Origin of the sequence: Brucella pseudogrignonensis (genome assembly GCF_002252525.1) — a bacterium.
Lineage (GTDB): Bacteria > Pseudomonadota > Alphaproteobacteria > Rhizobiales > Rhizobiaceae > Brucella > Brucella pseudogrignonensis.
The window spans coordinates 174,697-199,573 of sequence record NZ_NNRM01000053.1 but is presented as its reverse complement, the minus strand read 5'-3'; the positions used below and the strand labels follow the sequence as shown (position 1 = coordinate 199,573).

The window sequence follows — 24,877 nt, the reverse complement described above, 5'->3', positions numbered from 1 at the left end:
GAAGTGGGGGACGCAGTTCCTCCACGTCAAATGATCTGAAGAAAAGCGTCGGTGTCCGGCGCTTTTATCTTTTTTGAACCACACGGATACGTTGCTCACCGCCGATATCTATAAACTGCGTGGCTGGCGGCACTTGATGCACATCATGTGTACCAAAGCTTTCGGGATAAAACGCGTAGCCTTCTGGTGCATTTGGTGGGTTTCGATCATCGATCAGCCGACCGCCTGTCAATTCCGTCATCGGATCGGGAATAGCGGAGATCAGCCGCCGCGTATAGGGATGCGTCGGGTTCGAGAATATCCGATCCCATGGGCCACTCTCAACAATCTGGCCGAAATACATAACGGCGACCCGATCACTCATATGCTCTACGACGCTCAGATCATGGCTGATCATGATGTAGGAAAGACCAAGCCGCTCTTTCAGCTCCAACAAAAGATTGATAATCTGTGCCCGGATCGAAACATCAAGTGCGGAGACAGGTTCATCCAGCACGATGACTTTCGGATTGAGCAGCAAGGCGCGCGCAATCCCGATGCGCTGGCGTTGCCCCCCGGAAAACTCGTGCGGGAAACGTTTTGCCTGCTCGGGTTTCAATCCAACGAGGCGCAGAATTTCCTCAACCCGCCCATCAACCTCGCTACGTGATTTTACACCATGAAGCCGTAAAGGTGCTGCGAGCGATGTATAGACGGACTGGCGTGGATTGAGTGAAGCAAACGGATCTTGAAAGACCATCTGCGCCATCTTTGCCCGCTCCAGCCGTGAAGGCTCATTCTTGCCAGTGATCGGACGCCCCTCAAAATAGATCTGCCCACTGGTTGGTTTCTGAAGGCCTACAATGGAGAGCGCGAGCGTAGATTTACCACAGCCGGACTCACCCACGATGGACAAGCACTCGCCTTTATTAAGGGTCAGGCTGAGATTATTGACGGCGCGCAGCAATTGCTTGGAATGGCTGAAGATACCGCCACTCACCGGGAAATAAACGCAGACATCATCAATTCTGACCAATGGCTCTGCCAATTTCGTCGAATGCATATCATTCATGATGGAAACACCTCACCACACCCGCATCCTCAAGTGGCGTCCAGCCCGGCTTTTGCGCGCGGCAAATATCGGTGGCACGCGTGCAGCGCGGCTCAAATCTGCAGCCTGCCGGGAAAGCGGAAATGGAAGGCACCACGCCTTCGATTTCCTGCAGCCGTAACTGACCTTCTTTCTGGCGAGAACCAAGTTGCGGGAGCGAAGCCAGAAGTCCATGCGCATAAGGGTGCGCCGGATGGTGAAACAGACCCGCTGTTATGCGCTCTTCGACAAGATGCCCGGCATACATCACACCCACGCGACGGCACATTTTCGCAATAACACCAAGATCATGACTGATCATGAGTACGGAAGTCCCACGCGCTGTGCAAAGCTCCTGCATCAGACGGAGAATTTCCGCCTGAACCGTCACATCAAGCGCCGTCGTGGGCTCATCGGCGATCAAAAGATCAGGGTTGCATGCGAGCGCAATAGCGATCATCACACGCTGGCGCATACCGCCCGACATCTGATGCGGATAATTTTTCACACGTTGCTCTGGCGCCGGCACCTGAACGCTGGCAAGCGCTTCAACCGCTTTGCGCTCTGCCTCATGCCAAGTTGCACCCTGGTGCAGCACAAACATTTCTGCAATCTGCCGCCCTACGGGTGAAAGCGGATTGAGTGCGGTCATCGGTTCCTGAAAGATCATCGCGATGCGATTACCACGCAGCTTTCGCATTTCGCGTGACGACATGGATCGCAAGTCCTGCCCTTTGAACCGTATCGCGCCACCGGTTATCGATAGTGGTTTTCGCAGCAATCCTATCATCGACAATGCGGTGATGCTTTTTCCGCAGCCGGACTCTCCAACCAAACCGAATGTTTCACCAGCACCGATTGTGAAGGATACGTCTTCAACAACATTATGCTTGGTCGAACCAGACACGATATCGATCCGCAGATTTTCGACCTCGAGAAGTGTTTGTTCGCTCATACTTTGCGCGTCCTCATATGCGGGTCGAGCCAGTCACGAAGACCGTCACCGAACAGATTGAGACCAAGCACTGTGAAAAAGATTGCTAGACCGGGGAACACCGCTGCCCAAGGTGCATTCACGATCAACTCACGCGCATCAGTGAGCATATTGCCCCAACTAGGATCAGGAGGACTGATACCAAGACCCAGATAGGAAAGGGCAGCTTCTGCGAGGATCGCGTCACCCATTCCCAGTGTGCCGATCACAAGGATAGGTCCAATCATGTTCGGCAAGATCTGCGTAATCATGATGCGAACATCGCTATAGCCCAGCATCTTGGCGGCCTGAATGTAGCCCTGCTTCTTGAGCGAAAGGGTGGAACTGCGCGCAATGCGGCACGTCCAGGACCAGTTTGTGAGACCAAGCGCGAGCAAAAGGCTCGGCAAACCGGGGCCGAGAACAGCCATGATCGCCAACGCGAAGATCAGCGACGGGATCGCCAGCATGAGATTTGTGAGACCATTGACGAAATCGTCCCACCAGCCGCCGAAATAGCCAGCAGAAATTCCAAAACAGAGGCCAATGACCGTGTTGATGCACTGTGAGACCACACCAACGGTCAATGACACCTGCGCGCCATAGAGGATGCGCGAATATACATCGCGGCCTTGTGCGTCAGTGCCGAACCAGAATTGTGCATCGGGTGGCAGTTCTGCATTCATCAGATCGGCATCGAGAACCGGATTATAGTGCGCCAGCAATGGTGCAAATACAGCCGCGCCCACGATTACGATGCACACGAACCCGCCAAATACGAGATTGAAACGGAGCTTCATGGGCTTACTCGTGACTTATGCGCGGATCGATAACCGCGTAGAGAATATCAACAATCGTATTGATGACCAGAAACCACAATACGATCACGAGAATAGCCCCCTGTACGACGGGAATGTCGCGCAGCGAAACGCTATCAATCAGCAATGAGCCAAGGCCCGGCCATGAAAACAGCTTTTCAACCACCACGGCTTGCCCCATCATCGATCCGAATTGCAGACCGATTGTCGTGATGATCAAAACAAGCGCATTTCGCATGACGTGCCACGTCACCAGCCTGAAGCTGTTCATTCCTTTTGAACGGGCTGTGCGAATGAAATCCGCGCCCATCACTTCAAGAACAGCTGCGCGTGTTGTCCTTGCGAGAAGCGCCAGCGGTGCAACACCCAAAGTCAGCGCTGGCAGAATGATGTTGCGTATGCCGCCATTGCCATAACCGAAACTTGGCAACCATCCAAGCGTCAGTGCAAAGAGATACATGGCAAGAAGCCCCAGCCAGAATTGCGGCAGTGAAAGGCCAGAGACCGCGCCTATCATTGTCACACTGTCGAGAATGCTTCCGGGCTTCAGCGCCGCTATAAATCCAAGTGGAACCCCAATCAGAATGGCAAATCCCATAGCTGCAAAAGCGAGTTTCAGCGTTGGCCACATACGTTCCTGAATGAGCGAAACAACCGGCTGCCTCGATCGGTAGGACGTGCCAAGATCGAACTGTGCCAACTGCACCAGATAGTTGCCGAAACGCACATGAACAGGCTTGTCGAGACCGAACTCCTGCGTGATCTTTTCAACCATCTTCGGGTCGTTCATGCCCTTGCCGTTGGCGATAAGACCAGAAGCAATGCTGCCCGGAACGACGCTGAAAATGACGAAGATCAGGAGCGACACCGCAATGACTGTCGGTATCATCTGCAAGACGCGGCGGGCGATAAAATAGAGCACACGGTCCTCCTTTCGGATCAGCGTGAAAGACGCTGGAGCAAAGGGGATCAGTGGCCCGCCCGAAATCGAGCGGGCCGATCCAGATCAGCCGGAATTAACGACCGGACGGAACCGTGTCGTCGACCCAAAGCTTTTCATAGGACTGTACTGCGAGCTCCGCAGAGTTTGGCTGCAATCCGTGCAACCATGGCTGATGCGCCATGACGGCCTTGTTGTAGTTGAAGAACCAGACTGGCGCTTCTTCCTGCAGCAGGTTGTTGGCTTTTTTCAGCAGCGCATTCTTTTCGTCTTCTGTTTTCGCGAGTTTTGCTTCATCGACGATCTTATCAAATTCTGCATTGGCGAACTTCTGATAATTACATGCAGATTGCGGTGTCGTGGAGTAGAAGCACTGCATTGCGGTCAGCGCATCTGGGCCACTTTCGAGCGACCACATATAGGCCTGGAAATTGCCAGCAGGAACTACATCCGCAAGTACGGAGGCTTCAACCGGCTTTGCTTTAACCTTGATCCCGACCTTATCCAGCATCGGGATGATCGCCTGAACGATAGTCAAGCCCCAGCTTTCGTTTTGCGTTGCCGTCAGCTCAAACTCGAAACCGTCTGGATAGCCGGCTTCAGCAAGCAAAGCTTTCGCTTTTTCAGGATCATAGGGATAAGGCTTGGCATCTTTGTCGAAGGCAGGCGATGAGTTCGGAAGCCAGCCCACGGCACGATAGGCCTTGTCCTTGACGAGGCGCTTGATGATCAGATCGCTATCAATGGCGTAGTTGATTGCTTGGCGGACGCGCTTGTCCTGAAACGGCTTGAAATCCGGGTTAAAGCCAACAGCGCGGGTATAGACCTCGGCTACTTCCACCATATTCTTCGCAAGTTCAGGATCGGCAAGATAGGCAGTGTACTGCGCCGGTCCGAGCACCGCCACATCGATTTCCTTATTGCGGAACGCAACGTCGCGAGCAGCGGCATCGCCCATGATCATGATGTTGATCTTGTCTGCGTATGGCTTGCCTTTTTCGTAATATTTGTCCCACTTCTCAACCGTCAAACGAGAGCCGGGGACGTATTCGGCAAACTTGTAAGGCCCAAGACCGATTGGGTGACGCTGATATTCTTCGCTGTCGCCCTGACCGGCAGGATAAATCGCCGTGTTGTTGCGCATGAACTGATAGCCAGGATCAATTGGCTGTTTCAGCGTGATCTCAAGCGTATGGTCGTCGATCTTCTTCAGACCGGAGATTTCCTTGGCTTTGCCCTGTGTGTATTCTTCGGCACCCTTGATTTCGGCAATATAGCGCGCTGGCGGGAAAGCCTTCTTCGGGTCCATTATGCGGGTGTAGCTCCAGATAATGTCGTCAGCCGTTAATGGCTTGCCATCATGGAAAAATGCGTCCTGGCGCAGCTTATAGGTATAGACGAGCCTATCCTCAGAAACGCTTACATCTGTTGCCAGACCGAGTACCGGCTTGTTCTGATCCGCATCCCAATCATACAGCGTGCGATGAATGGCCTTGGCATAAAACTCGTCCTGCGTTGCAGGTGAAGCCTGAACATCAAGCGTCGAGAAGCTGTCACCATAAGGTGCAACAAAATTAATAACGCCTCCCGAACGTGGTTCGTCAGCAGCATAGGCGGCAGTACCCGCCATCAGTGCAATGGACATCGCCGCAAGCAATGTAAATTTCCTCATAGTCTTCCCCTTTTACTTTATTTTTCTTGATCCGAATGGACGTCTTCAGGCAGCGGGACCGAAGCCTCGCTGCCTGTCCTCCTTACGAACGTTCGAACACCACTTCGCCTTCGCGAATAGTGAGCATACAATGCGTGTCGTTGAGAATTTCCTGTGGTTTTGCGGTAAGCATATTGCGTGAAAACACTGCAATATCAGCTACCTGTCCAGGAACCAGTTTGCCTTTCACATCCTCCAGTTTCTGCGAAAAAGCACCGTATTCGGTATAGACCTGAAGCGCTTCTTCGATTGAAACACGCTCACGGGCATCCATCACCGTTCCCTTGCCAGTTTCGCGCGTGAGCATCGAATAGATGTTGGGGTAAGGATTTGGATGACAGACAGGCGCGTCACTTCCTGTAGCAGGTTTGAAACCGAGGTCTTTCCACGTCTTGAGTGGATAGCTCGACAATGCTTTTTCTTCACCAAGCACGGAAATATACGCATCACCAAAGTCGTAGATGAAAACCTGTTGTGGGCATGGATAGATGCCAGCCTTTTTCATCCGCTCGTGCTGTTCAGTCGTAGAGAATCCACAATGTTCGATACGGTGGCGACGATCAGGATCTGGATGCGCTGCAAGTGCTTTTTCGTAGGCAGTAATGAGCTGACCAATCGCTGCGTCACCGATTGCGTGGCAGGCAAGCTGATAGCCCTTTTTGTGGGCATCAAGCACCAGTGCTTCCAATTCCGCATCCGGTAATATCTGCACGCCGATATTATTATCGTCGCCGAGATAAGGCTTGCTCATCCATGCGGTCCGCCCACCTGCCGAACCATCAAGGAAAATCTTGACTGCACCAACCGTCAGCATGTCATCACCGACCCCAGACACCAATCCGGCTTCGTAACATTTCTCGACAATTGATGGGCCAGGATCGCCCAACAGGACAAGCCATGTGCGTACCGGCAATCGCTTTTGAAGTTTCGCTATATTATAGGCGCGAATTTCGTCAAAGCCTGCAACCTGCCCAACGGCCGCATCCATCACGCTGGTAATGCCATATGAAAGCAACAGATTACCCGCAGCCTCAATGGCTTCGATCATTTCTTCCGTTGTTGCTTTTGGAATTGCTTTGCGAACTGCCCCTTGTGCATTTTCCGCAACCATTCCGGTCAGCACACCATTATGCTGTTCGATCAAACCGCCGTCCGGCACTGGCGATTTTTCATCGATACCGGCCAGCTCAAAAGCTTTTGAGTTGAAGATCGAAACGTGACCACAGGCACGCACCAGCATCACCGGATGATTGGGTGCTACAGCGTCGAGTTCTGACTTATGCGGATGGCGGCCGATGTCAAGTTTGGTCTGATCGTAACCACGGGCTCTAATCCACGTCCCCGGAGGAACCGAAGCTGCCATTTCGCGTATCGAACCAAGCAGACTTTCCAAAGTGGGTGCTGCTTGCGGCGTTGCATCAAGCCACTTGAGCGTCAGCCCGACTGAAATCAGGTGGAGATGAGAATCGTTTAATCCGGGTGTAGCGAAACGCCCCTCCAGATCGATGACTTTTGTTTTGTCACCTTTGAGAGACCAGACTTGGTCTTTAGTACCGGTGGCTAGAACCTTGCCTTGCCAGATTGCCAGGGCCTCTACCGTGCCCTCTTCGTATCCACACCAGATCGTGCCGTTATGAATAATGGTATCAGCACGCAATTCGGGCATTACAACAGACATTCAGCGATCCCCTCCCTAAGTCACGCCTTCATATAAGAAGATCAGAGTTCCACCGATGTATCAACCGTGCAAGCCTTTGATATGACAAATTTTGTGGGGGCAATTTAATCAAAACGACGAAGCTGCCGTCGTTTTGTTGAAACATTTGCAAAGGTCAAAAATCAAAAACAACGAAATAAAAGCATTACGGCCTTATTGCACTGCTCATTGATCAGCTTTAACCAACCGCTTCGCATTACATGCTTGACCAACCATGGTCATGGCAGGCAAAGCAAAGTTATATTGTTTGGGATCAAGAGTTGAACATTCTGTTTGATAAAGCCGAGGCGAAGTTTGCCGATAAGGTGGTTTTGGAACCGCTTTCGCTAGAGCTTTCAGAACGGCGCATTGGTATCATTGGCCTCAATGGATCAGGTAAGTCCACCTTTTCACGCATGGTGAATGGGCTGGTTCTGCCATCGTCGGGACGCGTTCTGACAAATGGCCATGACACAGCAATTGACGGAGCGAAAGTGCGCGCGGCGGTTGGCTATATCTTTCAGAACCCCGCGAACCAGATCGTACTGCCACTAATCAAAGACGACGTTGCATTAGGCCTGCAATCGCGTGGGCTGAGCAAGCAAGAATTGGCGAACACGGTTTCAGCGGTACTTGATCGCATTGGGATAGCGCATCTGTCCGAACGCCGCGCACATGAGCTATCCGGAGGTGAGTTGCAGCTCGCAGCGCTCGCTTCGGTTCTGGTCACGGAACCTGATATTGTCATCATGGACGAACCGACCAATCAGCTCGACTTGAAGAACAGAAATATAGTGGAGCGGACCATCCGTGAACTTAAGGAAAATGTTATCGTGGTCAGCCACGATCTAACCTTGTTGTCGGGCTTCGACCGTGTGCTGCTTTTCCATCAGGGTAAACTCGTCGAGGATGGCCCCGCTGATGAGACGATTGCGCATTATCTGGCGTTAGTCTCATGAACTTTTATGAAGCGCGCGGAAATGGACCAATCCATCGACTGCCACCAGCAATCAAACTCATTGCTCTTTTCGGGTTAAGTGTCGTTCTCTTCATGATCAACACTCCGGTTGCACTTGGAATTTTAACTGCTCTCGTGGCGTTCAGTTCCCTCGCCTTTTGTCGTTCGGCGGTCGTTCAATGGCTAAAATCTTGGCCACTCTTACTGACGATTGCCGTTGTCGTTGTTTGGACTGCCTATGCCAACAGTTTTGAAGCGGCTTCAATCGTTCTGATGCGGCTGGGATCATTGAGCCTTTTTGCAACCGTCATTACGGCCACAACAACGATTGGTCAGTTCATCGACACGATAACCAGAGCCGCACAACCATTTGAAGCAATTGGTATAGGCAACGCTCGTGACATTGGATTAGCGATTGGGCTCGTTATTCGCTTCGTGCCTGAGGTTCATGCACGCTATAAATCGGTAGCGGAAGCTCACCGCGCGCGGGGATTAAAAATGCGGCTATCCACGGTTATCGTACCGATGGTAATTGGCACGATGCAAAGTGCGGATGAAATTGCAAACGCTATTGATGCGAGATGCATTCGTTCGCAGCAGCGCAAACACAATTAGACAGATAGGCGCGCCGCCGCTTACAACAAAATTATCGTCAGCAAGAAGGTACACGACGTGCAAACGAGATCTTTGGTTATGATCGCGCTGTTTACAGCAATCATCGTGGTGCTGGGCTTGATACCACCAATTATGCTCACCTTCATACCTGTACCTATTCATGCCCAGAGTCTGGGTGTTCTGCTCGCCGGTGTGGTGCTCGGGGCCCGCGGTGGAGCGCTTTCAGTCTTGCTCCTGATAGCACTCGTCGCAATTGGCTTACCTGTTCTTTCCGGAGGCAGAGGCGGCCTCGGCATCTTCTTCAGCCCAACCGCTGGATATCTGGTGGGCTTCTTGCCTGCGGCCTTTGTGACAGGCTGGATTTCAAACAAAGTGGCCCAAAGCACGATCGGTGGCTGGAAAACCTTCGCAGGCTTTTTCATCGCTGCAACGGTCGGCGTCATTATCGACCACATCTTCGGTGTCGCATGGCTTGTCGCCTATGTCGGCCTCTCCCCGTGGAGCGCCATAATTGGAGATTTGGCCTTCGTGCCCGGTGATCTCCTCAAAGCAGCGATTGCAGCTTATGCAGGTCAGTTCATCTTCGTAAACTTTGGAAATCGGACCCGTGATATCTAACCTCACTCCTTCCATGCAAGGTTAGCCGAACTGGTCTTTCCAGGGAGTTGCATTGCCGCAACTCCCCGGGACAATAAGGCGACCAATCCCTCTGAACCAAAAGCAAGAATTATACACGCAATCTTTGCGCAATGTTTGTGATTCAACTAGCGGGACGTTTAAGGACACGCTAAATAAGCTGTGGGACGGCAGAAAGCCGTGGGAGGGGATAATGAAAAAGCCTCAGATGCTGCTATCGAGCAGCTCTATACTGACGCTCGCATTTCTGATGAGCATATCGGCATTGGATACTGCCGCGGCCAATTGCAGTTTACCGGGTGGATCGCCCCCTTGCTTTGCAAGCATGGCACCTTCTCTGCTGCCAGTAACGGTTGATGAAGGCGCGGTTGAGATAAATGGTTTCCAGGTATCTCATCCGAGTGACAACGCAATCGTCGGAACGACGAGCGGCAAACAAGCCAGCCTTGTCATTTCTAACGGTGGCACCCTCGAAAACCTGCGCGGTATCGTCGGTGACGTTGCAGGTTCTGAAGGCGAAGTCCTTGTCACTGGACCAAACTCTGCTTGGAACAATATCGAGCGGCTCATAGTTGGCAATGACGGCGTCGGCACTCTGTCGATTGAAAAAGGCGCAAAGGTTACAAGCGGTCCTTTCTCAGCTGTTGGCTGGGGTGCAGGATCCGTTGGCAATGCTACAATCACTGGCACCGGATCACATTGGTCTTTCGACTATGCAATGGATATCGGTTCCGGCGGCAAAGGAACCATGACCATCGCGGACGGCGGCGCTCTCAGTGGAGACGACCTCTTCGTCGGTTATGACACTGACGGTCAAGGCAGCTTGCTTCTTAAGGATAAAGGCTCGTCAATCGACGTCAACGAGTTCTATGTCGGCTTCTATGGCAAAGCCGACGTTAAGGTGGAAAATGGCGCCGAACTCAAAAGTGCACTAATTCGCCTGGCTACGCAGGCTGGCTCAGAAGGTTTGCTTGAAGTAAGCGGCAAAGGTACTGTCGTAACGACCGGCCCTATTCTGGCAGGAACTTCCGGGAAGTCCGACATCATCGTGCGCGACGGTGGAGCGCTGAACACCAATTCTCTCAGAATGGGGATTCTCGCCGGCTCTAATTCATCCGTCACAATTTCCGGCTCAAATGCCAAGCTCAACGCCGATGAAATCTGGTTTGGAAACGGCAAATCAACGCTCGATTTCCATCACAACAATGAGCTTTACGAATTCTCCGGGAAATTGATCAGCAAGCACATTGATGGCAATACGTGGAAAGACGGTATTACCGTTGGAACCCATGAGCTGCACCAGAGTTCTGGCAAAACACTTCTGTCGGGCGACAATTCGCTTTTCCAGGGCAAGACCTATGTTGAAGGCGGCACATTGCTGATCGGCAACAAGCTTGGTGGCGACGTACTTGTCAGCGGTGGTGGTGCGTTAGGCGGCTCAGGCGCGATTGGAACAACCGATGCGCTTTCGACTGTGACAATTGCTTCAGGAGGCATCCTTGCACCGGGCAATCTGAACGGGGGACTGACAATCAATGGCGATCTGATTTTTGCCGCTGGCTCGTCCTATCAGGTCAATGTTGACCCAAAAAGCAATGCATCTGATCATGTTTACGTTTCTGGCAAAGCTTCGCTCAATGGTGGCTCCGTGCTCCATGTTGGTGCAAGCGGCAACTATAACCCTTTTTCGACCTATCGCATCCTGACCGTTGGAAATGAACTAACCGGCGCATTCAACGGTGTAACCTCAAACTTCGCATTTCTGACACCAGAGCTTATTTATGACTATGCGAAAAAAACGGTCGATCTGAAGTTATCGCGGAACGATATGAAATTTGCCAACAAGGCTATGACCGCAAATCAGCGGTCATTGGCCGGTGCCTTGGACACCCTCAAGGCTGATGGGAACGCACTTTACACCGCTCTTGTTACTTTGGGCGACGATCAAGCAACAATCCAGAGCAGCTTTGATGCATTATCCGGCGAAGTGCATGCATCAGCTAAATCAGCACTGATCGAAAATACCCTGCTGACACAGAATGCCATAACCAATCGCTTGCGCTCAGCTTTCAATGAGCCTGTCGCAACGCCGCCAATCGAGCCTCTTGGCTACGGACCGGAACGCAAGCAGCCTACGGCATTTAACAGCGTTGTCGATAAAGACAGAGTAGCCGCGACTTATGGTGGGTGGGCGCAAGCCTATGGCCACTGGCTTAAACAGGACGGCAATAGCAATGTCGGCGAATTCAGCGCTTCGTCAGGCGGTTTCGTGGCAGGTATAGACAATACTATCGCTGATAGCTGGCGTGTCGGCGTGCTGGCAGGCTATGGACAGACAAGCTTTCACAGCAATGACCGTGCTTCATCGGGCAATAGCGACAATTATACGCTTGGAGCCTATGCAGGATCGCAATGGGCGATGTCGCATGGCGTGCTCGCGTTCAGTTCCGGCATCGCTTACACTTGGCATCAGCTGGAAACAGAGCGATCTGTTGCTTTTAACGGGTTCTCCGATCGTCTAAACGCGGATTATGATGCTGGCAGCCTGGTTGCCTTTGGTGAACTTGGCTACAAAATCGCAGCTGGCAGAAGCACTTTTGAGCCTTATGCCAATTTGACGAATGTCTATCACAAGACCAATGGTTTTAATGAAACCGGCAATACACTTGCTGCGTTGAATGTAGATTCCGACAAGACCAACACCGTCTTTACAACACTTGGTCTGCGCGCGGCGACGACGCTTGATCTGGGCAACATTTCACCGAAAGCAAGAGCCGACATTGGTTGGCGACACGCTTATGGTGACGTTGATTCAGAATCCTCCGCGCGTTTCACAGGTTCCGACATCTTCACTGTTGGGGGAACTCCCGTGGCAAAAGACGTCGCTACGCTTGAGGCAGGGCTGGACTTCAATCTGCTGCCATCGACAGTTCTTGGGGTCGCCTACACCGGTCAGTTTGCCAAGGATGTGAAGCAGAACGGTTTCAATGTAAAACTGGCTGTTTCGTTTTAAATCAGCCAATTTACAACTTAAGGGTCTGGTGGTGCGTAATGCACCACCAGACCCTTTTTACAACTAAATTTTTTATCTCGTATCATGGATAAAAGCTTGCATTTAAATTGCCTTTTGATGCCTCAAAAGAATATCCAGTCTCCAAAGCTGAGATTATCAAATATTAATTTTTTCAACCACTGAGCATCGAATATTATGGTTATACGCCCGTAATGTTTTTGATGATGAAATTTTCCATATAGGATTTTTCAGCAGAGTATATATTTCTATACCTGTTTTGGAGGAGGTGGAATGAGATGGCATTGGCGATTTGACTGGATGACTTTGGCTATACTAGCCTTTTTGTTATCGGTCTTGATTGCCGTTTTCGGCACCAATCATATGATGTCTATCGCACTAAATGGGTTGCATCAGCGTGGTGCCAACACTTTGGGTCTAGCTTCATCGGCGCTTGGCGGCCAATTGGCCCGCTATGAAAAGCTACCGGCGCTCATTGCTGAACACGACACCATTCAAAATCTGGTACGCAATCCTGCAGCTCAAAATGTGACGGCAGTGAATCAGTATCTGCAATCCATCAATAATCTGCTCGAATCCTCAGACATCTATCTGATGAACGATGAAGGCGTGACAATTGCCGCCTCAAACTACAATGAACAAAGGCCTTTTGTCGGAGAGAATTTCAGTTATCGTCCCTATTTCTTCGATGCAATTGCGGGGGATAGCGGCAGGTTCTTCGCACTCGGCACAACATCCGGAAAACGCGGCTACTATTTCAGCGCCCCAGTAATGGTCGATGGTCAAGCACGCGGTGTTCTTGCTTTCAAAGTCGACATGGATGTGATTGAGCGGTCATGGCATGGCAATGATTTCGAAATCATCGTGACTGATCCCGAAGGCATCATCTTCATGTCGGGGCGACCCGATTGGCTGTTTAAAAGTATAGGCCCCCTCACCGCTGATCAGATTGCTCGCACGGCTCACACCCGTCGCTATGCGGAAACACCGCTGATCGAAATACCGGTCCGCAGCACGCAAACGGATCGTGGTGACACTTTGCTTGAGATGGATGACGCAGAGCGCACCATTGAATATCTGATCCTATCGGAAGAAATGGTCGATGCCGGTTGGACCGTCAGCGTGTTGCAGGCGACGCGCCCGGCCCGAAACCAGGCTTATACCTCCGTGCTTGCCCTCTTGCTGCTGGTTGGGCTTGGCGCAATGGCCATTGCTGTCTTTCTGCAGAACCGCACACGGCTTGCCGAACGTCTCGCAGCCCAGCGTGAAATCAAAGAGCAACTGGAGTTTCGTGTTGCGGCACGTACGGTTGAACTGGCGACGGCAAACGACAAACTGGCAAGCGAAGTCGAAGAACGCAGAGCAACCGAGCGGCAGTTGCGGCGAACACAGGTCGAACTAGTTCACGCCGGAAAACTTGCGGCACTTGGGCAGATGTCAGCGGCGCTATCGCATGAGTTCAATCAACCGCTGGCCGCAGTCCGCGCTTATGCCGAAGTTTCTGGCCTGATGCTCGATCAGGGGCGCGAGCGCGATGCTAAAGCGGGGTTGGACCGGATATTAAAGGTCGTCGAGCGCATGACGAGCATCAGCAAACATCTGCGCAACTTTGCCCGACGACCCAACAAAAAGCTACGCGCTGTGAAAGTGCAGGATGTCATACGTGATACGAAGGAAATCATTTCATGGCGTCTGAGCGTCGCGAAGGTTGATCTCTCCTTCAACCAGCAAGACGAAGAGACCTGGGTGGTAGCGGATTCGGTGCGTCTGCAGCAGGTGCTCGTCAACATCATCTCAAATGCAGCTGATGCCGTTGAAGGTCAAGCGAGCCGGTTTATTGGTATTGAAATCAAGGCAGAGCCTGAAAAGGTTCAGATCGCGATCACAGATAATGGCCCAGGCGTTCCGGATGCTATAGCGGCCCGCATTTATGATCCGTTTTTCTCGACCAAGGGCGTGGGCAAAGGCTTGGGTCTGGGTCTCTCTATTTCCTACAACATCGTCAAAGATTTTGATGGGGACCTCGCCGTGAAAAATCTGATCGGGGGTGGTGCCGAGTTTTGCATCAGCCTCTATAAGGCGACTGCTCCAACCAACCAAGAAACTGGAAAAGACATATGAGTGTTGGCGAAATCCTCCTGATTGATGACGAAGAAGAGACCCGAGAAGCGATAGCACTTGGGCTTAAATTCATGGGATATCGCGTGCGCCAATTGTCGAATGCGGAACGTGCGCTTGAACTGGTCGGCTTTGGTTTTAAAGGCATTGTCGTCACCGATATACGTATGCCCGGCATGGATGGTCTGACACTCATGTCACGCATTCATGAGCTGGATCCGGAAACGCCCGTCATTGTGTTTACAGGTCATGGCGATGTGCAATTGGCAGTACGTGCGATGCGTGACGGCGCATATGATTTTCTCGAAAAGCCTTTTGCCATGCAGCAACTGGCAGAGACGGTCGGACGCGCACTCGACCGCCGGCAACTGGTCATGGAGAACCGCCTCCTTCGTGCAGCTGCCGGACAAAAAGACGACATCGAGCAACGACTTGTCGGGCGAACACAGGTCATGATTGATTTGCGTTATCATGTCCGCGCCGTCGGCCCTACAGACGCCGATGTTCTGATCGTCGGTGCAACGGGCACAGGCAAGGAAGTCGTCGCGCGGACGTTGCATGATCTGAGCACCCGCGCCGACAAACCTTTTATCGCGATTAACTGTGCCGCACTTCCGAGTAATCTCATTGAAAGCGAATTATTCGGCCATGAACCGGGTGCTTTCCCCGGTGCGATGCGGGCCCGCTTTGGCAAGTTTGAACTCGCACAAGGAGGAACCATTCTTCTTGATGAAATCGCAACCATGCCCATCGACACGCAGGCAAAATTACTGCGCGTTATTCAGGAGCGTACAATCACGCGGCTGGGATCGAACGAAGTTTATCCGTTGGATGTTCGCTTCATCGCGACCAGCAAAGCCAATCTGGAAGATGAAGTGGCTGCTGGCCGCTTCCGTGCCGACCTGCTTTACAGGCTCAATGTCGTGACGATTAAAGTGCCATCGCTCGCAGAGCGGCGAGAAGATGTTCCGGTGCTTTTCCTCAAACTCGTCAACGAAGCAGCTGCACGCTATCGCAACGACCCGACCCCTGTTCCGCCTCACCTGATCACCACGCTTACGGAGCGTGAATGGCCGGGAAATGTCCGCGAGCTGCGCAATGCGGCCGACCGTTTCGGGCTTGGACTTGGTCTGCAATTTGATGATGATCGCAAACATCAGACACGCCCGATGCGTCTTGCTGACCGCGTTGCTGCATTTGAAAAAAGCATCATTGCAAGTGAGCTTGTGATGCATCGCGGAAGCCTTAAACCCGTCTACGAAACGCTCGGGCTATCGCGCAAATCACTTTACGAAAAGATGCAGAAGTTCGGCTTGGACAAGCAGAACTTCATCAGCTCACAAGAAGACTGAACGCCGAGATGGGTGGAAATCCACCCATCTATTTACGCCGACGTTACCATTTCCACCCATGGCCATCCACAAACTGGCAAAAACCGCATGTTTGTGCTGAGCTTTTCCTTGCACGGCAAATGATCAGCCCGCGTTATCGCATTAAGTGGTCTGGGAGGAACCACGGCGTGAGCGGGCATATCGTGTCCGCTTGCTCTATTCCGCCCGTCCACACCGCGAGCCTTTTCAGGGCATCAGGGGCAAAAGACATCCGGGAGGAATTCAATTGAAAAAAGCAATTCTCACTGCTTTGACATTCACCGCTCTTACTGCAACCGCGTTTGCGCAATCCTTTCCAAGCCAGCCGATCACGATCATTGTGCCATTCACTGCAGGTGGGCCGACCGATACTGTGACACGTCTTGTTGCGCAGGCCATGAGCCGCGACCTGGGCAGTCAGATTGTCGTTGAAAACGTTGGTGGTGCAGGCGGAACGCTCGGCGCCGCAAGGGCTGCTCAAGCAAAAAATGATGGTCACACGCTGCTGCTTCATCATATCGGTATGGCGACATCGGCCACTCTTTACCGTGAACTTCCATACAAACCGCTCGAAGCATTTTCCTATGTCGGTCTGGTTACGGAAGTACCGATGACCATCATCGGTCGCTCAGATCTTGAAGCCAATTCGGTTGAGGAAGTTATCGAATACATCAAGACCAATGGCGAAGAGGTTATGTATGCCAATGCGGGCATTGGTGCGGCGTCGCATCTTTGTGGCCTATTGCTGATGAACGCGCTTGGCACCCAGATGACCACAATTCCTTATCAGGGCACCGGTCCTGCAATGACTGACGTTATGGGTGGACAGGTTGATCTGATGTGTGACCAGACAACAAATACCACCAACCAAATTCGTGACAAGTCGGTAAAGGCTTTCGCTGTCACGGTACCGGAACGCGTTGCAAGTCTGCCGGATCTGCCGACCATCGCGGAAAAGGGATTCCCAGATTTTAATGTCAGTATCTGGCATGGCCTTTATGCTCCGGCCGGAACGGACGAAGCTGTGGTTGAGCGCCTGAGCAAAGCTCTTCAGGTCGCACTCAAGGATGAAACCGTCATAGCACGCTTCGCGGATCTCGGCACGGTACCGTCGTCAGAGGAAGACGCGACACCGACTGCACTCAAGGCGAAGCTTGAAAGTGAAATCGAGCTCTGGCGCCCCGTCATTGAAGAAGCAGGCGTTTACGCGAACTAAAAACTGACAAAATCAAATCCATTTCATTGGGGTATCGCAAAATGCTGTCCCGAGATTATAGAGATATCGTTGGGGGCATCATGCTGGTTGCCCTCGGTCTCGCTTTCTCCTGGTATGCGGCTGCAAACTACGAGCTTGGCACGTTGCGGCGCATGGGACCGGGTATGTTCCCGACATCACTTGGCGTTGTACTGGCTGGCTTTGGTCTGGTGATAGCCATACCAGCTTTCTTCCGCCCGGGCGTTATGCCGGAAATTCGTGTCTGGACACCAATTTATGTTCTGTTGGGCGTCGGTGCTTTCGCGCTCACGATCCGGCCCTTTGGCTTGATCCCGGCAGTGCTGAGCGTTGTCGTGATTTCGTCCTTCGCAGAGTTGCGTGTGAAGCCACTTAGCCTGACCATTCTTTCAATCGCACTTTGCCTTATCGCCTGGCTGGTCTTCCGTGTCGGACTTGGGCTTCCTGTTGCAATGTTCCGGTGGCCGTTCTGATGGACATATTCTCCAATATCGCGATTGGCCTGGAAACAGCTCTGACGCTTAACAATCTGTTCTATTGTTTTCTGGGCGTGTTTCTGGGAACTCTGATTGGCGTTATTCCAGGTATCGGCGTGCTTTCAGCCATTTCGATGCTTTTCCCGATCACCTTCTATCTAGAGCCTACTACTGCTCTCATCATGCTGGCAGGTATCTGGTACGGCACGTCTTATGGAGGGAACACAGCCTCCATTCTGCTCAATATCCCCGGAACGCCTGCCAATGCTGTCACCTGCCTCGACGGGTATCCGATGGCGCGTCAAGGGCGCGGCGGTATCGCGCTTCTGATGACCACGGTCGCCTCTTTCGTTGGTGGTTCCATTGGTATTGTTTTGCTGATGTTGTTCTCACCTATCATCGCAAAATATGCGTTGAGCTTTGGCTCGGCGGACTATTTCTCACTAATGGTTCTGGGGCTGGTTGCTGCGTCCACAATATCGGATGGCTCGCTGGCGAAGGGCCTCGCAATGGTTGTTCTCGGCATCATGTTTGGCACAGTAGGGGCTGATATCTACACCGGCACTGCGCGCTTTTCGTTTGGCGTACTCGAACTGACCGACGCCATCAGCCTGATCGCGCTTGCCATGGGCATTTTCGGCGTATCCGAAGTGATTGCCAGTGTGCGTAAAGTCAATGTCGGTGACATTGACCCAGAGAGTGTTAAACTCAAGGCCATGAAACCATCCCGCGAGGACGTAAGCCGGTCATGGTTCCCGATGCTACGTGGATCGTCAATCGGCGCCTTCTTCGGCACATTGCCGGGCACCGGACCATCGGTGGCAGCTTTCATGGCTTATGCTGTCGAAAAGCGCGTGGCAAAAGAACCGGAGCGCTTCGGCAAAGGTGCGATCGAAGGCATCATGGCGCCGGAGTCTGCCAATAATTCCGCAGATCAGACCTCGTTCATTCCCACGCTTTCACTGGGCATTCCAGGCAGTCCGACCATGGCGCTGATGCTGGGCGCTCTGATGATCCACGGCATTGCGCCTGGCCCTACTCTCATGACCGATCAGCCATCTCTGTTCTGGGGTCTGATCATGAGTTTCTGGATCGGCAATCTCTTGCTGGTGATCCTCAATATTCCCCTGATTGGCGTCTGGGTGAGATTGCTAACTATCCCGTATCACCTGCTGTTTCCTGCCGTTCTCATGTTCATCTGCATCGGAACCTATTCGGTCAACAACAGTGCATTTGAAGTTTGGCTCGTGGTGTTCTTTGGCTTTGCCGGATACCTCATGCGTATCTTCAACTTCCCCGCCGCACCCCTGTTGCTCGGCTTTGTGCTCGGACCGCTTATGGAGGAACACTTCCGTCGGGCGATGTTGATGTCGCGTGGCTCGTTCTCCACATTCATCGACCGTCCAATCAGTGCCACGGTTCTCGCCGTCACAGCCGCACTACTCGTGTGGGGAACATGGTCAGCGTATCGCCGCCGCAATCAGCGTGTGCTGGCTGCGCAAACTCTTAGTTCCTAAAACAAAATGCCCGGCGAGAAATGACTGTCTCACCGGCCACAACTTTGCTCAACAGGGCTTAGAACTTTACGCTAAGCTTGGCCTTACCCGAATTCTGATTAAAGCTCGAACCATACTGACCAGAATATTCAAGACCCAAGGTCGTCTGGTTGCCGAGATCAATATCAAAACCAGCCTTGATAATCGCAGTATCCTTGGCAATTGGTGCACCAACCACTTCAAATACTGTTCCAGCATCAAATGCAGCAGCTGCAGTCGGTATAGTGTCGCCATAGGCGTGCTGCCAGCCGACTGTTCCGTTGAGCTTGGCATTTATGCTACCAAACACGACAGGAGCAGAAGCACGAAGACCAAGCGTAGTGAACGTAGTTGTCGTTGTTTCTTTTCCAATCTGCAGCGCAGCATTGCCACCATGCTCGTTAAAGCGGTCTGTTTGCAGACGTACCACAGCAACATTCGCAAATGGCTCAATCGCTGTTCCATTCAGATCGAAACGATGTGAGAGTTCACCAAAAGCCTGGAAGGTATTTGCGCTGTAATCCGCATCAAGACTCTCTGAAAAGCCTGGGAAGGCGACAAAACGATCAGTTTCGATTTTGTGCCAGCTATAGGCAACGCCTGCTTTGAGCAGTGTCGCGTCCCATTGAGTGCCACCATAGATACCCAGATGATAATTATCGCTGTGGCCCGATGAGTTGCGATCATTCACATCGAAGTTGGTGCGGCTATATCCTGCGAGAGCACCCAGCCTCCAGTTTTCGACAACTTCCGCATCATAACCTGCAACGAAGCCACCCGTGGATTGCTTCAACTTACCGGCATTTCCGTCAGCTCCGGTTTCACTCCATTGACCGAGCGCCTGTCCCCAGATTGCTGCGCGCGGTGCGGAAATCTGAGCTGAATCAGCATCCGTTGCGACCGACGAGGATGCAGCATTTCGCTCACCACCAAATGCTGCACCAATGCGGTCCATAACTGCATTTCGAACAATGGAACTGTCATTGATGATCGCAGTTCGCGTTGAAGCATGAACTTCACCCGAAAGAGCATTGAATGCGCGGCGCGCATTGTCTTCGCTGTCCTGCATGACGACCGTGTCGTAAACAGCGTTGCCAGCACCAAGCTCTTCCACAGCGAGGGCTACCGACTTCTGATTACTTGTCTTTGCTGTAGCAATGAAGTCGACATCGTTACGAGCGATATCGAGGTAAACCGCATTGGCGTCATAAGCCAAACCGAGATCTACGAAAGGCATGTTCTGGCTCATATCGCCAAATGTACCTGTGATGCCGCCTTCAGCACTCAGAATGGTGTAACGCTTGCCCGGCATATAGGTGCCAGCAGCCTTTTCTACATAAACCTTAGCGCCACCAAGCGCTGCCGTTCCACTCACATCGATACGGTCACTTTTACCGGCGGCATCAATTTCAGCAACATAAGTAGCTCCCGCATCAAATGCCAGGTTGCCGGCAACCTTCAGCGTGCCAATAGAATTGCCCGGCGCTATGATACTGCCAGCACCGGCGTAAAGTCCGCCGATGAAGCCTGCGCCACTAAGATGTGCGCCATTTTCAACGCTAACCGTGCCGCCAAGGAATGCACCTGAATGGGATGCATCACCGATGACCAGACCGCCTTCTTTTACAGTTGTACCACCTGTATAGGTGTTGGCACCATTAAGAACCAGAACACCTGAGCCGGACTTCGTAAGGCTGCCAGTACCGTCAATGTTGCCGTCAAAACGCGTATTGGCAGACTGGTTTACGGTCAAAGCTGCAGAACCAAGGCTCAATGTTCCGCCCTCACCCATCAGTGACGACATGCTCACATTGAAATTATTGAGATCAAGCTTGCCACCATTCACGGCGAAAGCCGTGTTGTTGACGAATGCACCATCTATACCAGCCTGAAGAACACCGCCTTCAACCAAGGTTCCGCCCGTATAGTTGTTTGCCTGCCCCAGTACGAGCGTACCGGCTCCACGCTTGAGCAGAGCGCCCTCGCCCGTGGCTTGCTGCAACAACGTCACACGGTTGTTTGCATCAGCAATGTCGATCCATCCAAGCCCTTCAAGCGATACGGTGCGATCCAGCGTTTTCATATCGCTGCCGGTTATGCGCAAACCGCCATCAATGAGACGCAGGCGAGCAGCGGCATTGCCAAGAGCTGCATCTTCGCTGACGAGGATCGTTCCGCCGTCGGTGACTGCTGTTTCACCAATGAAGGAATGATCATCAATACAATAGTCTTTGATGGCCTGCTGGAAGCGCGCATCGGTGCTATCGCAGTTGAGCAATGTCTTCTTCTCTTCAAGCGTCAGATCGTTCAGGATTGGTTTGCCATTGGCATCCGAAATCTGGCCAAGATAGAGATCTGTACGATGGTTGTTTCGCGTTAGAACAAATTCCTTGTTCTTGTCCGCAAAACCATAAGCATTGGCACCCCAAACGAGGCGTGTTTTATCAACTTGGTTCTCCGAATAGGTCTGCAACTGAGGCCCGACCCAGCGGAAATCGTGCGCAACGGGTTCATGATCCGAGATTGCTTCTGGCTGGCGGCCCGGCCGCGTGACTTTTACGTCTTTAATCACCCCGGTGTAGGGATCATTGGGATCATCTACAATCTCATACCACTTCCCGAATGGTCGCGAGACGAGGAAATGGTCGATCTTGGCACGGTCCCAGCTCGCCCAGGTATTGGTTGCGTCTTCGCCTGCCGATGGCCATGTGGTGCTACCATCGTTGAGATCATGTGGCTTGAAACCTTCACGGGCCGCATCAGTCTGAAGCAGCATATACTGCTTCTTGAGAACATTCATGGTAACCGGCGTGTTGTTATCAACCGCATAGGTTTCTTCTTGCAGACCAACATCCTTACCAGCTCTGTAGGCGGCCGAAAGAGCGTCACCCCATTGCTTCCACGACAGGCTGTCGATGTTTTGTCCAGCATATGCTTCCTGTATGACCGCGCGCATAGTCTGCTGATTGGCGTTGAGAACATATTGCCGTGTCAGGTCGCGGTAAAATGTATTGCCGTCAGACTGCTGCATCAGCCTAATTTGTGCATCAATGTGATGAAGACCACGCTCAGAAACATCACCAGCATTGAAATCGCCAAGAACGATGATTGGCTGGTTAAATCCTTTTGCCCATGTATTGAGGGCTTTGGCTTCGTTCAGGCGACCAGTTGAACCGTCTGCATAATCAAGATGAACCGTACCGATCATTGTCTGCGGGCGGGAACCTTGGGCATCCAGTTGAGTGTAGCTGACATAGCGCCCCTGCGTCGATCCACCCAGATTAAGTGTTCCAAACGTGCCTGGTAGACGCGAAATAATACCCACATCGCCGACCTGCACGTTGCCGTAAGTGCCACGACCAGCGGTTTGGAGGAAATCGGGGATACGCGTAACATAAGTACTACCGTTGACTTCCTGCATACCGAGGACATCAAAATTGGCGGCTGCCATAAAATCCGCGGTCAGTTCCGGGTTCTGTTTGAACTTGTTCCAGATATTGAGCGTCATGACACGAATGTCATAGCTATCGGCCGCGCGTGCCGGAGCCGCGGCTATTCCTGCAACTGCAACACCACATAAAAGCTGCGCAGTTAAAGCCAGAAGTTTTCGGTTACGTTTGGTTGTCCCCGGTACCATCCCTCAGTCCTTTTCTTGGAAAATGCATCCATTTCATCAATGTGACAGCCGGATTGATCATCCAACTTCACCTGATGCTGAAATGACAGAGTTCAATGTCACTTTTATTACATTTTACTCTAGAGCGACTTTGGAAGACTCAATTCTTTCGCCCCATGAACAGTAAATGTCATTAATATTACATTTTTATTTGCTATCGCCTCTGGGAGTTCTTGTGGCCTAAGCCCACAATTTCCTTGCCTATTTCAACCTGGGAATGAGAGATGGATCTGAGCAACCACGCGCATAAGGATGCGACAGCAAATATGAGCGAACTTTCTGGTTCCGGTGGCAAAAAGAAAGAAATACGGCAGCAAATGCTGCTTCAGTGGATTGAGAACAGCCATTATGTTTCGCTGGAGGAGATCGCTGAACGATTCCGCGTTACCACGCAAACAGCCCGACGTGACATTGCGGATCTGGAGCATCAGGGCAAAGTCAGAAGGTTACATGGTGGCGTATCACAGCTAGCTCCGCTGGACCCCATCACCTATCGTCAGCGCAGGCATGATAGGGCAGATGAAAAGGCTCGAATTGCTGAAGCAGTGGTCGCGCTCATTCCCGATAACGCCACTATTTTTCTTGACACCGGCACCACATGCGAAGCGATTGCCAATGCGCTTGTAAGCAGAGAACGCCTGCATGTTGTCACATATAGCCTAAGATCCGCCGCCATTATTAGTGAGAAAACGGATTTCACTTTAGCAGTTCCTGGTGGCTTTGTTCGACCTATCGATGGCGGGATGTTTCAGGAAGATACACCGGAATTCATCCGACGCTTCAAGTTCGACTATGCAATCATTTCGGTCAGCGGCGTTGATGATGATGGTGATCTTTGTGACGACGACCATACGGAAGTGGCCGTCGTTTCAGCAGCATTGCGACAAGCGGCACACAAACTGCTCGCAGTGGACAGCTCAAAATTTGGCAAAAGAGCGATGGTCAGGCTTGGATCGGTTCACGACATTACCGCCGTCATAACCAACGAGATGCCAGCCCCAGTTTTATCCACCTTGCTTGCAACAGCGAACATCCCTGTCGTTTTGGCAAATATGGAAGCATGAAGCCATGAATCACCTACTTTGCTGATCCATTCGTCCCGTTCGGTGCAAGATTCTGAGATCGCGCAACGACTTTAACGACCCAATCAGCAAAAACGCGGAGGCGATTGCTCAAATGGCGATTGGGTGGGTAGACGAGATGGATCGGCATCGGTTCGATCTGCCAGTCCTGCAATACCGGGCGCAAGGTGCCGTTCGCTATATCCTCCTGCACCATGAATAAGGGCGCCTGCACCACGCCTAAGCCAGCACGCGCAGCGGCAAGATAGGTGGTCGATTCATTAGCCGCGACAACATAGCGTCCATTGACCTCGACTTCTTCTGTACCTCGTTTGAAGTGAAATGGCATTTGCTGGCCGGTTGAAGGCCGGAAATAACCCACTACATGACAATTATTGCTCAGGTCGGATGGATGTTTAGGTGTGAAGCACCGATCAAGATATTCCGCAGACGCACAGGCGATAAAATGCATATCACCTATCCGGCGCGCAATCAGCGACTGATCGCTCAACTCGCCGATCCGAATCGCACAGTCGACGTTTTCCGCCACATAATCGACAGGGCGGTCTGATACGCCAAGATCAATCTGAATATCGGGATAGCGTTGATGGAACTCGATTAGTGCCGGGATGATAATCAGATTGGCAACCGCACTCGCCATTTCTACGCGCAGGCGGCCTTTGGGCAGTGTTTGGGCGCTTGAGAGGCTGCCGTCCAGTTCTTCGAGATCGGAAAGCAAGCGTGCAGCGCGCTCATAGTAAAGTGCGCCATCCGGTGTTACGAGAACACGGCGGGTCGTACGATTGAGGAGTTTTGTACGAAGATGGGCTTCCAATCCTTGAATAAGATTGCTGATTGTTGCCTTCGGCACATTGAGAGAAGCAGACGCGCGCGTGAAGTTACCGGTTTCGACGACCCGGAGAAATGCGCGCATGGCGGAGAGCTGATCCATTTTCAATA

18 protein-coding genes are annotated in these 24,877 nt (G+C 52.1%); 10 read left to right on the top strand and 8 right to left on the bottom strand.

The genetic code is table 11. The features are described from left to right. Window positions 1–64: 64 nt before the first annotated feature. From CEV34_RS26185 to CEV34_RS26160, 6 genes are all read right to left on the bottom strand, one after another. Window positions 65–1,051 carry an ABC transporter ATP-binding protein gene (locus tag CEV34_RS26185; RefSeq protein ID WP_007878546.1) on the bottom strand — a complete coding sequence of 329 codons (987 nt, stop codon included), beginning with the start codon at window positions 1,049–1,051 and terminating at the stop codon, window positions 65–67. Beyond that, window positions 1,044–2,024 carry an ABC transporter ATP-binding protein gene (locus CEV34_RS26180; protein ID WP_007878545.1) on the bottom strand — a complete coding sequence of 327 codons (981 nt, stop codon included), beginning with the start codon at window positions 2,022–2,024 and terminating at the stop codon, window positions 1,044–1,046. The genes CEV34_RS26185 and CEV34_RS26180 overlap by 8 nt, the downstream gene beginning before the upstream one ends. Next, window positions 2,021–2,842 carry an ABC transporter permease gene (locus tag CEV34_RS26175; RefSeq protein ID WP_007878544.1) on the bottom strand — a complete coding sequence of 274 codons (822 nt, stop codon included), beginning with the start codon at window positions 2,840–2,842 and terminating at the stop codon, window positions 2,021–2,023. The genes CEV34_RS26180 and CEV34_RS26175 overlap by 4 nt, the downstream gene beginning before the upstream one ends. Window positions 2,843–2,846: 4 nt before the next feature. Then, window positions 2,847–3,782 (bottom strand): ABC transporter permease, encoded by a 936-nt coding sequence (locus tag CEV34_RS26170; RefSeq protein WP_007878539.1) that lies wholly within the window; start codon window positions 3,780–3,782, stop codon window positions 2,847–2,849. Window positions 3,783–3,876: 94 nt separating this feature from the next. Beyond that, the gene (locus tag CEV34_RS26165; RefSeq protein ID WP_039860625.1) at window positions 3,877–5,472 is read right to left on the bottom strand and encodes an ABC transporter substrate-binding protein; all 1,596 of its coding nucleotides are present in this window, start codon (window positions 5,470–5,472) and stop codon (window positions 3,877–3,879) included. 82 nt (window positions 5,473–5,554) lie between these two features. Then, window positions 5,555–7,177 (bottom strand): amidohydrolase, encoded by a 1,623-nt coding sequence (locus CEV34_RS26160; protein ID WP_374891528.1) that lies wholly within the window; start codon window positions 7,175–7,177, stop codon window positions 5,555–5,557. A gap of 311 nt (window positions 7,178–7,488) precedes the next feature. Between CEV34_RS26160 and CEV34_RS26155 the strand changes: the two genes are divergently transcribed. The 9 genes from CEV34_RS26155 (at window position 7,489) to CEV34_RS26115 (ending at window position 19,162) form a co-directional block, all read left to right on the top strand. Continuing rightward, window positions 7,489–8,166, top strand: coding sequence for an energy-coupling factor ABC transporter ATP-binding protein (locus tag CEV34_RS26155; protein WP_039860634.1), 678 nt, complete (start codon window positions 7,489–7,491; stop codon window positions 8,164–8,166). Continuing rightward, a complete protein-coding gene (locus CEV34_RS26150) occupies window positions 8,163–8,780 on the top strand; it encodes an energy-coupling factor transporter transmembrane component T family protein (protein ID WP_007878534.1) in 618 nt (205 codons plus the stop codon). The genes CEV34_RS26155 and CEV34_RS26150 overlap by 4 nt, the downstream gene beginning before the upstream one ends. Window positions 8,781–8,858: 78 nt before the next feature. Next, window positions 8,859–9,398: a biotin transporter BioY gene (locus CEV34_RS26145; protein WP_007878533.1), complete on the top strand. Its 540-nt coding sequence runs from the start codon at window positions 8,859–8,861 to the stop codon at window positions 9,396–9,398. Window positions 9,399–9,609: 211 nt separating this feature from the next. Beyond that, window positions 9,610–12,429, top strand: a complete 2,820-nt coding sequence (locus CEV34_RS26140; protein ID WP_094544763.1) for an autotransporter outer membrane beta-barrel domain-containing protein — start codon at window positions 9,610–9,612, stop codon at window positions 12,427–12,429. Between the two features lie 381 nt (window positions 12,430–12,810). Further along, on the top strand, window positions 12,811–14,568 hold the full coding sequence (locus CEV34_RS26135; protein WP_235819190.1) for a sensor histidine kinase: 1,758 nt from the start codon (window positions 12,811–12,813) through the stop codon (window positions 14,566–14,568). Beyond that, the gene (locus CEV34_RS26130; protein ID WP_007878517.1) at window positions 14,565–15,917 is read left to right on the top strand and encodes a sigma-54-dependent transcriptional regulator; all 1,353 of its coding nucleotides are present in this window, start codon (window positions 14,565–14,567) and stop codon (window positions 15,915–15,917) included. Before CEV34_RS26135 ends, CEV34_RS26130 begins: the two co-directional genes overlap by 4 nt. A 259-nt stretch (window positions 15,918–16,176) precedes the next feature. Next, window positions 16,177–17,151, top strand: coding sequence for a tripartite tricarboxylate transporter substrate-binding protein (locus CEV34_RS26125; protein ID WP_143853529.1), 975 nt, complete (start codon window positions 16,177–16,179; stop codon window positions 17,149–17,151). An 80-nt stretch (window positions 17,152–17,231) separates the two neighbouring features. After that, window positions 17,232–17,642 (top strand): tripartite tricarboxylate transporter TctB family protein, encoded by a 411-nt coding sequence (locus CEV34_RS26120; RefSeq protein WP_235819189.1) that lies wholly within the window; start codon window positions 17,232–17,234, stop codon window positions 17,640–17,642. Then, window positions 17,642–19,162 carry a tripartite tricarboxylate transporter permease gene (locus tag CEV34_RS26115; protein WP_079213896.1) on the top strand — a complete coding sequence of 507 codons (1,521 nt, stop codon included), beginning with the start codon at window positions 17,642–17,644 and terminating at the stop codon, window positions 19,160–19,162. The genes CEV34_RS26120 and CEV34_RS26115 overlap by 1 nt, the downstream gene beginning before the upstream one ends. 58 nt (window positions 19,163–19,220) lie before the next feature. On the opposite strand, the gene CEV34_RS26110 is transcribed toward CEV34_RS26115, so the two are convergent. After that, entirely contained in the window at window positions 19,221–22,817 is a 3,597-nt protein-coding gene (locus tag CEV34_RS26110) for an autotransporter domain-containing protein (protein ID WP_007878513.1), read from the bottom strand. A 263-nt stretch (window positions 22,818–23,080) separates the two neighbouring features. Here CEV34_RS26110 and CEV34_RS26105 point away from each other — a divergent pair, with 263 nt between their 5' ends. Further along, window positions 23,081–23,920 carry a DeoR/GlpR family DNA-binding transcription regulator gene (locus tag CEV34_RS26105; RefSeq protein ID WP_007878510.1) on the top strand — a complete coding sequence of 280 codons (840 nt, stop codon included), beginning with the start codon at window positions 23,081–23,083 and terminating at the stop codon, window positions 23,918–23,920. A gap of 13 nt (window positions 23,921–23,933) precedes the next feature. On the opposite strand, the gene CEV34_RS26100 is transcribed toward CEV34_RS26105, so the two are convergent. Then, window positions 23,934–24,869 carry a LysR family transcriptional regulator gene (locus tag CEV34_RS26100; protein ID WP_007878509.1) on the bottom strand — a complete coding sequence of 312 codons (936 nt, stop codon included), beginning with the start codon at window positions 24,867–24,869 and terminating at the stop codon, window positions 23,934–23,936. Between the last annotated feature and the right edge of the window lie 8 nt (window positions 24,870–24,877).

What these genes read in the sequence shown, in the direction of transcription:
- CEV34_RS26175 (WP_007878544.1), bottom strand. Translation starts at nt 2,842, where the DNA reads ATGAAGCTCCGTTTCAATCTCGTATTTGGCGGGTTCGTGTGCATCGTA.
- CEV34_RS26100 (WP_007878509.1), bottom strand. Translation starts at nt 24,869, where the DNA reads ATGGATCAGCTCTCCGCCATGCGCGCATTTCTCCGGGTCGTCGAAACC.
- CEV34_RS26185 (WP_007878546.1), bottom strand. Translation starts at nt 1,051, where the DNA reads ATGAATGATATGCATTCGACGAAATTGGCAGAGCCATTGGTCAGAATT.
- CEV34_RS26145 (WP_007878533.1), top strand. Translation starts at nt 8,859, where the DNA reads ATGATCGCGCTGTTTACAGCAATCATCGTGGTGCTGGGCTTGATACCA.
- CEV34_RS26120 (WP_235819189.1), top strand. Translation starts at nt 17,232, where the DNA reads ATGCTGGTTGCCCTCGGTCTCGCTTTCTCCTGGTATGCGGCTGCAAAC.
- CEV34_RS26105 (WP_007878510.1), top strand. Translation starts at nt 23,081, where the DNA reads ATGGATCTGAGCAACCACGCGCATAAGGATGCGACAGCAAATATGAGC.
- CEV34_RS26135 (WP_235819190.1), top strand. Translation starts at nt 12,811, where the DNA reads ATGATGTCTATCGCACTAAATGGGTTGCATCAGCGTGGTGCCAACACT.
- CEV34_RS26160 (WP_374891528.1), bottom strand. Translation starts at nt 7,177, where the DNA reads ATGCCCGAATTGCGTGCTGATACCATTATTCATAACGGCACGATCTGG.
- CEV34_RS26150 (WP_007878534.1), top strand. Translation starts at nt 8,163, where the DNA reads ATGAACTTTTATGAAGCGCGCGGAAATGGACCAATCCATCGACTGCCA.
- CEV34_RS26140 (WP_094544763.1), top strand. Translation starts at nt 9,610, where the DNA reads ATGAAAAAGCCTCAGATGCTGCTATCGAGCAGCTCTATACTGACGCTC.
- CEV34_RS26165 (WP_039860625.1), bottom strand. Translation starts at nt 5,472, where the DNA reads ATGAGGAAATTTACATTGCTTGCGGCGATGTCCATTGCACTGATGGCG.
- CEV34_RS26110 (WP_007878513.1), bottom strand. Translation starts at nt 22,817, where the DNA reads ATGGTACCGGGGACAACCAAACGTAACCGAAAACTTCTGGCTTTAACT.
- CEV34_RS26180 (WP_007878545.1), bottom strand. Translation starts at nt 2,024, where the DNA reads ATGAGCGAACAAACACTTCTCGAGGTCGAAAATCTGCGGATCGATATC.
- CEV34_RS26115 (WP_079213896.1), top strand. Translation starts at nt 17,642, where the DNA reads ATGGACATATTCTCCAATATCGCGATTGGCCTGGAAACAGCTCTGACG.
- CEV34_RS26130 (WP_007878517.1), top strand. Translation starts at nt 14,565, where the DNA reads ATGAGTGTTGGCGAAATCCTCCTGATTGATGACGAAGAAGAGACCCGA.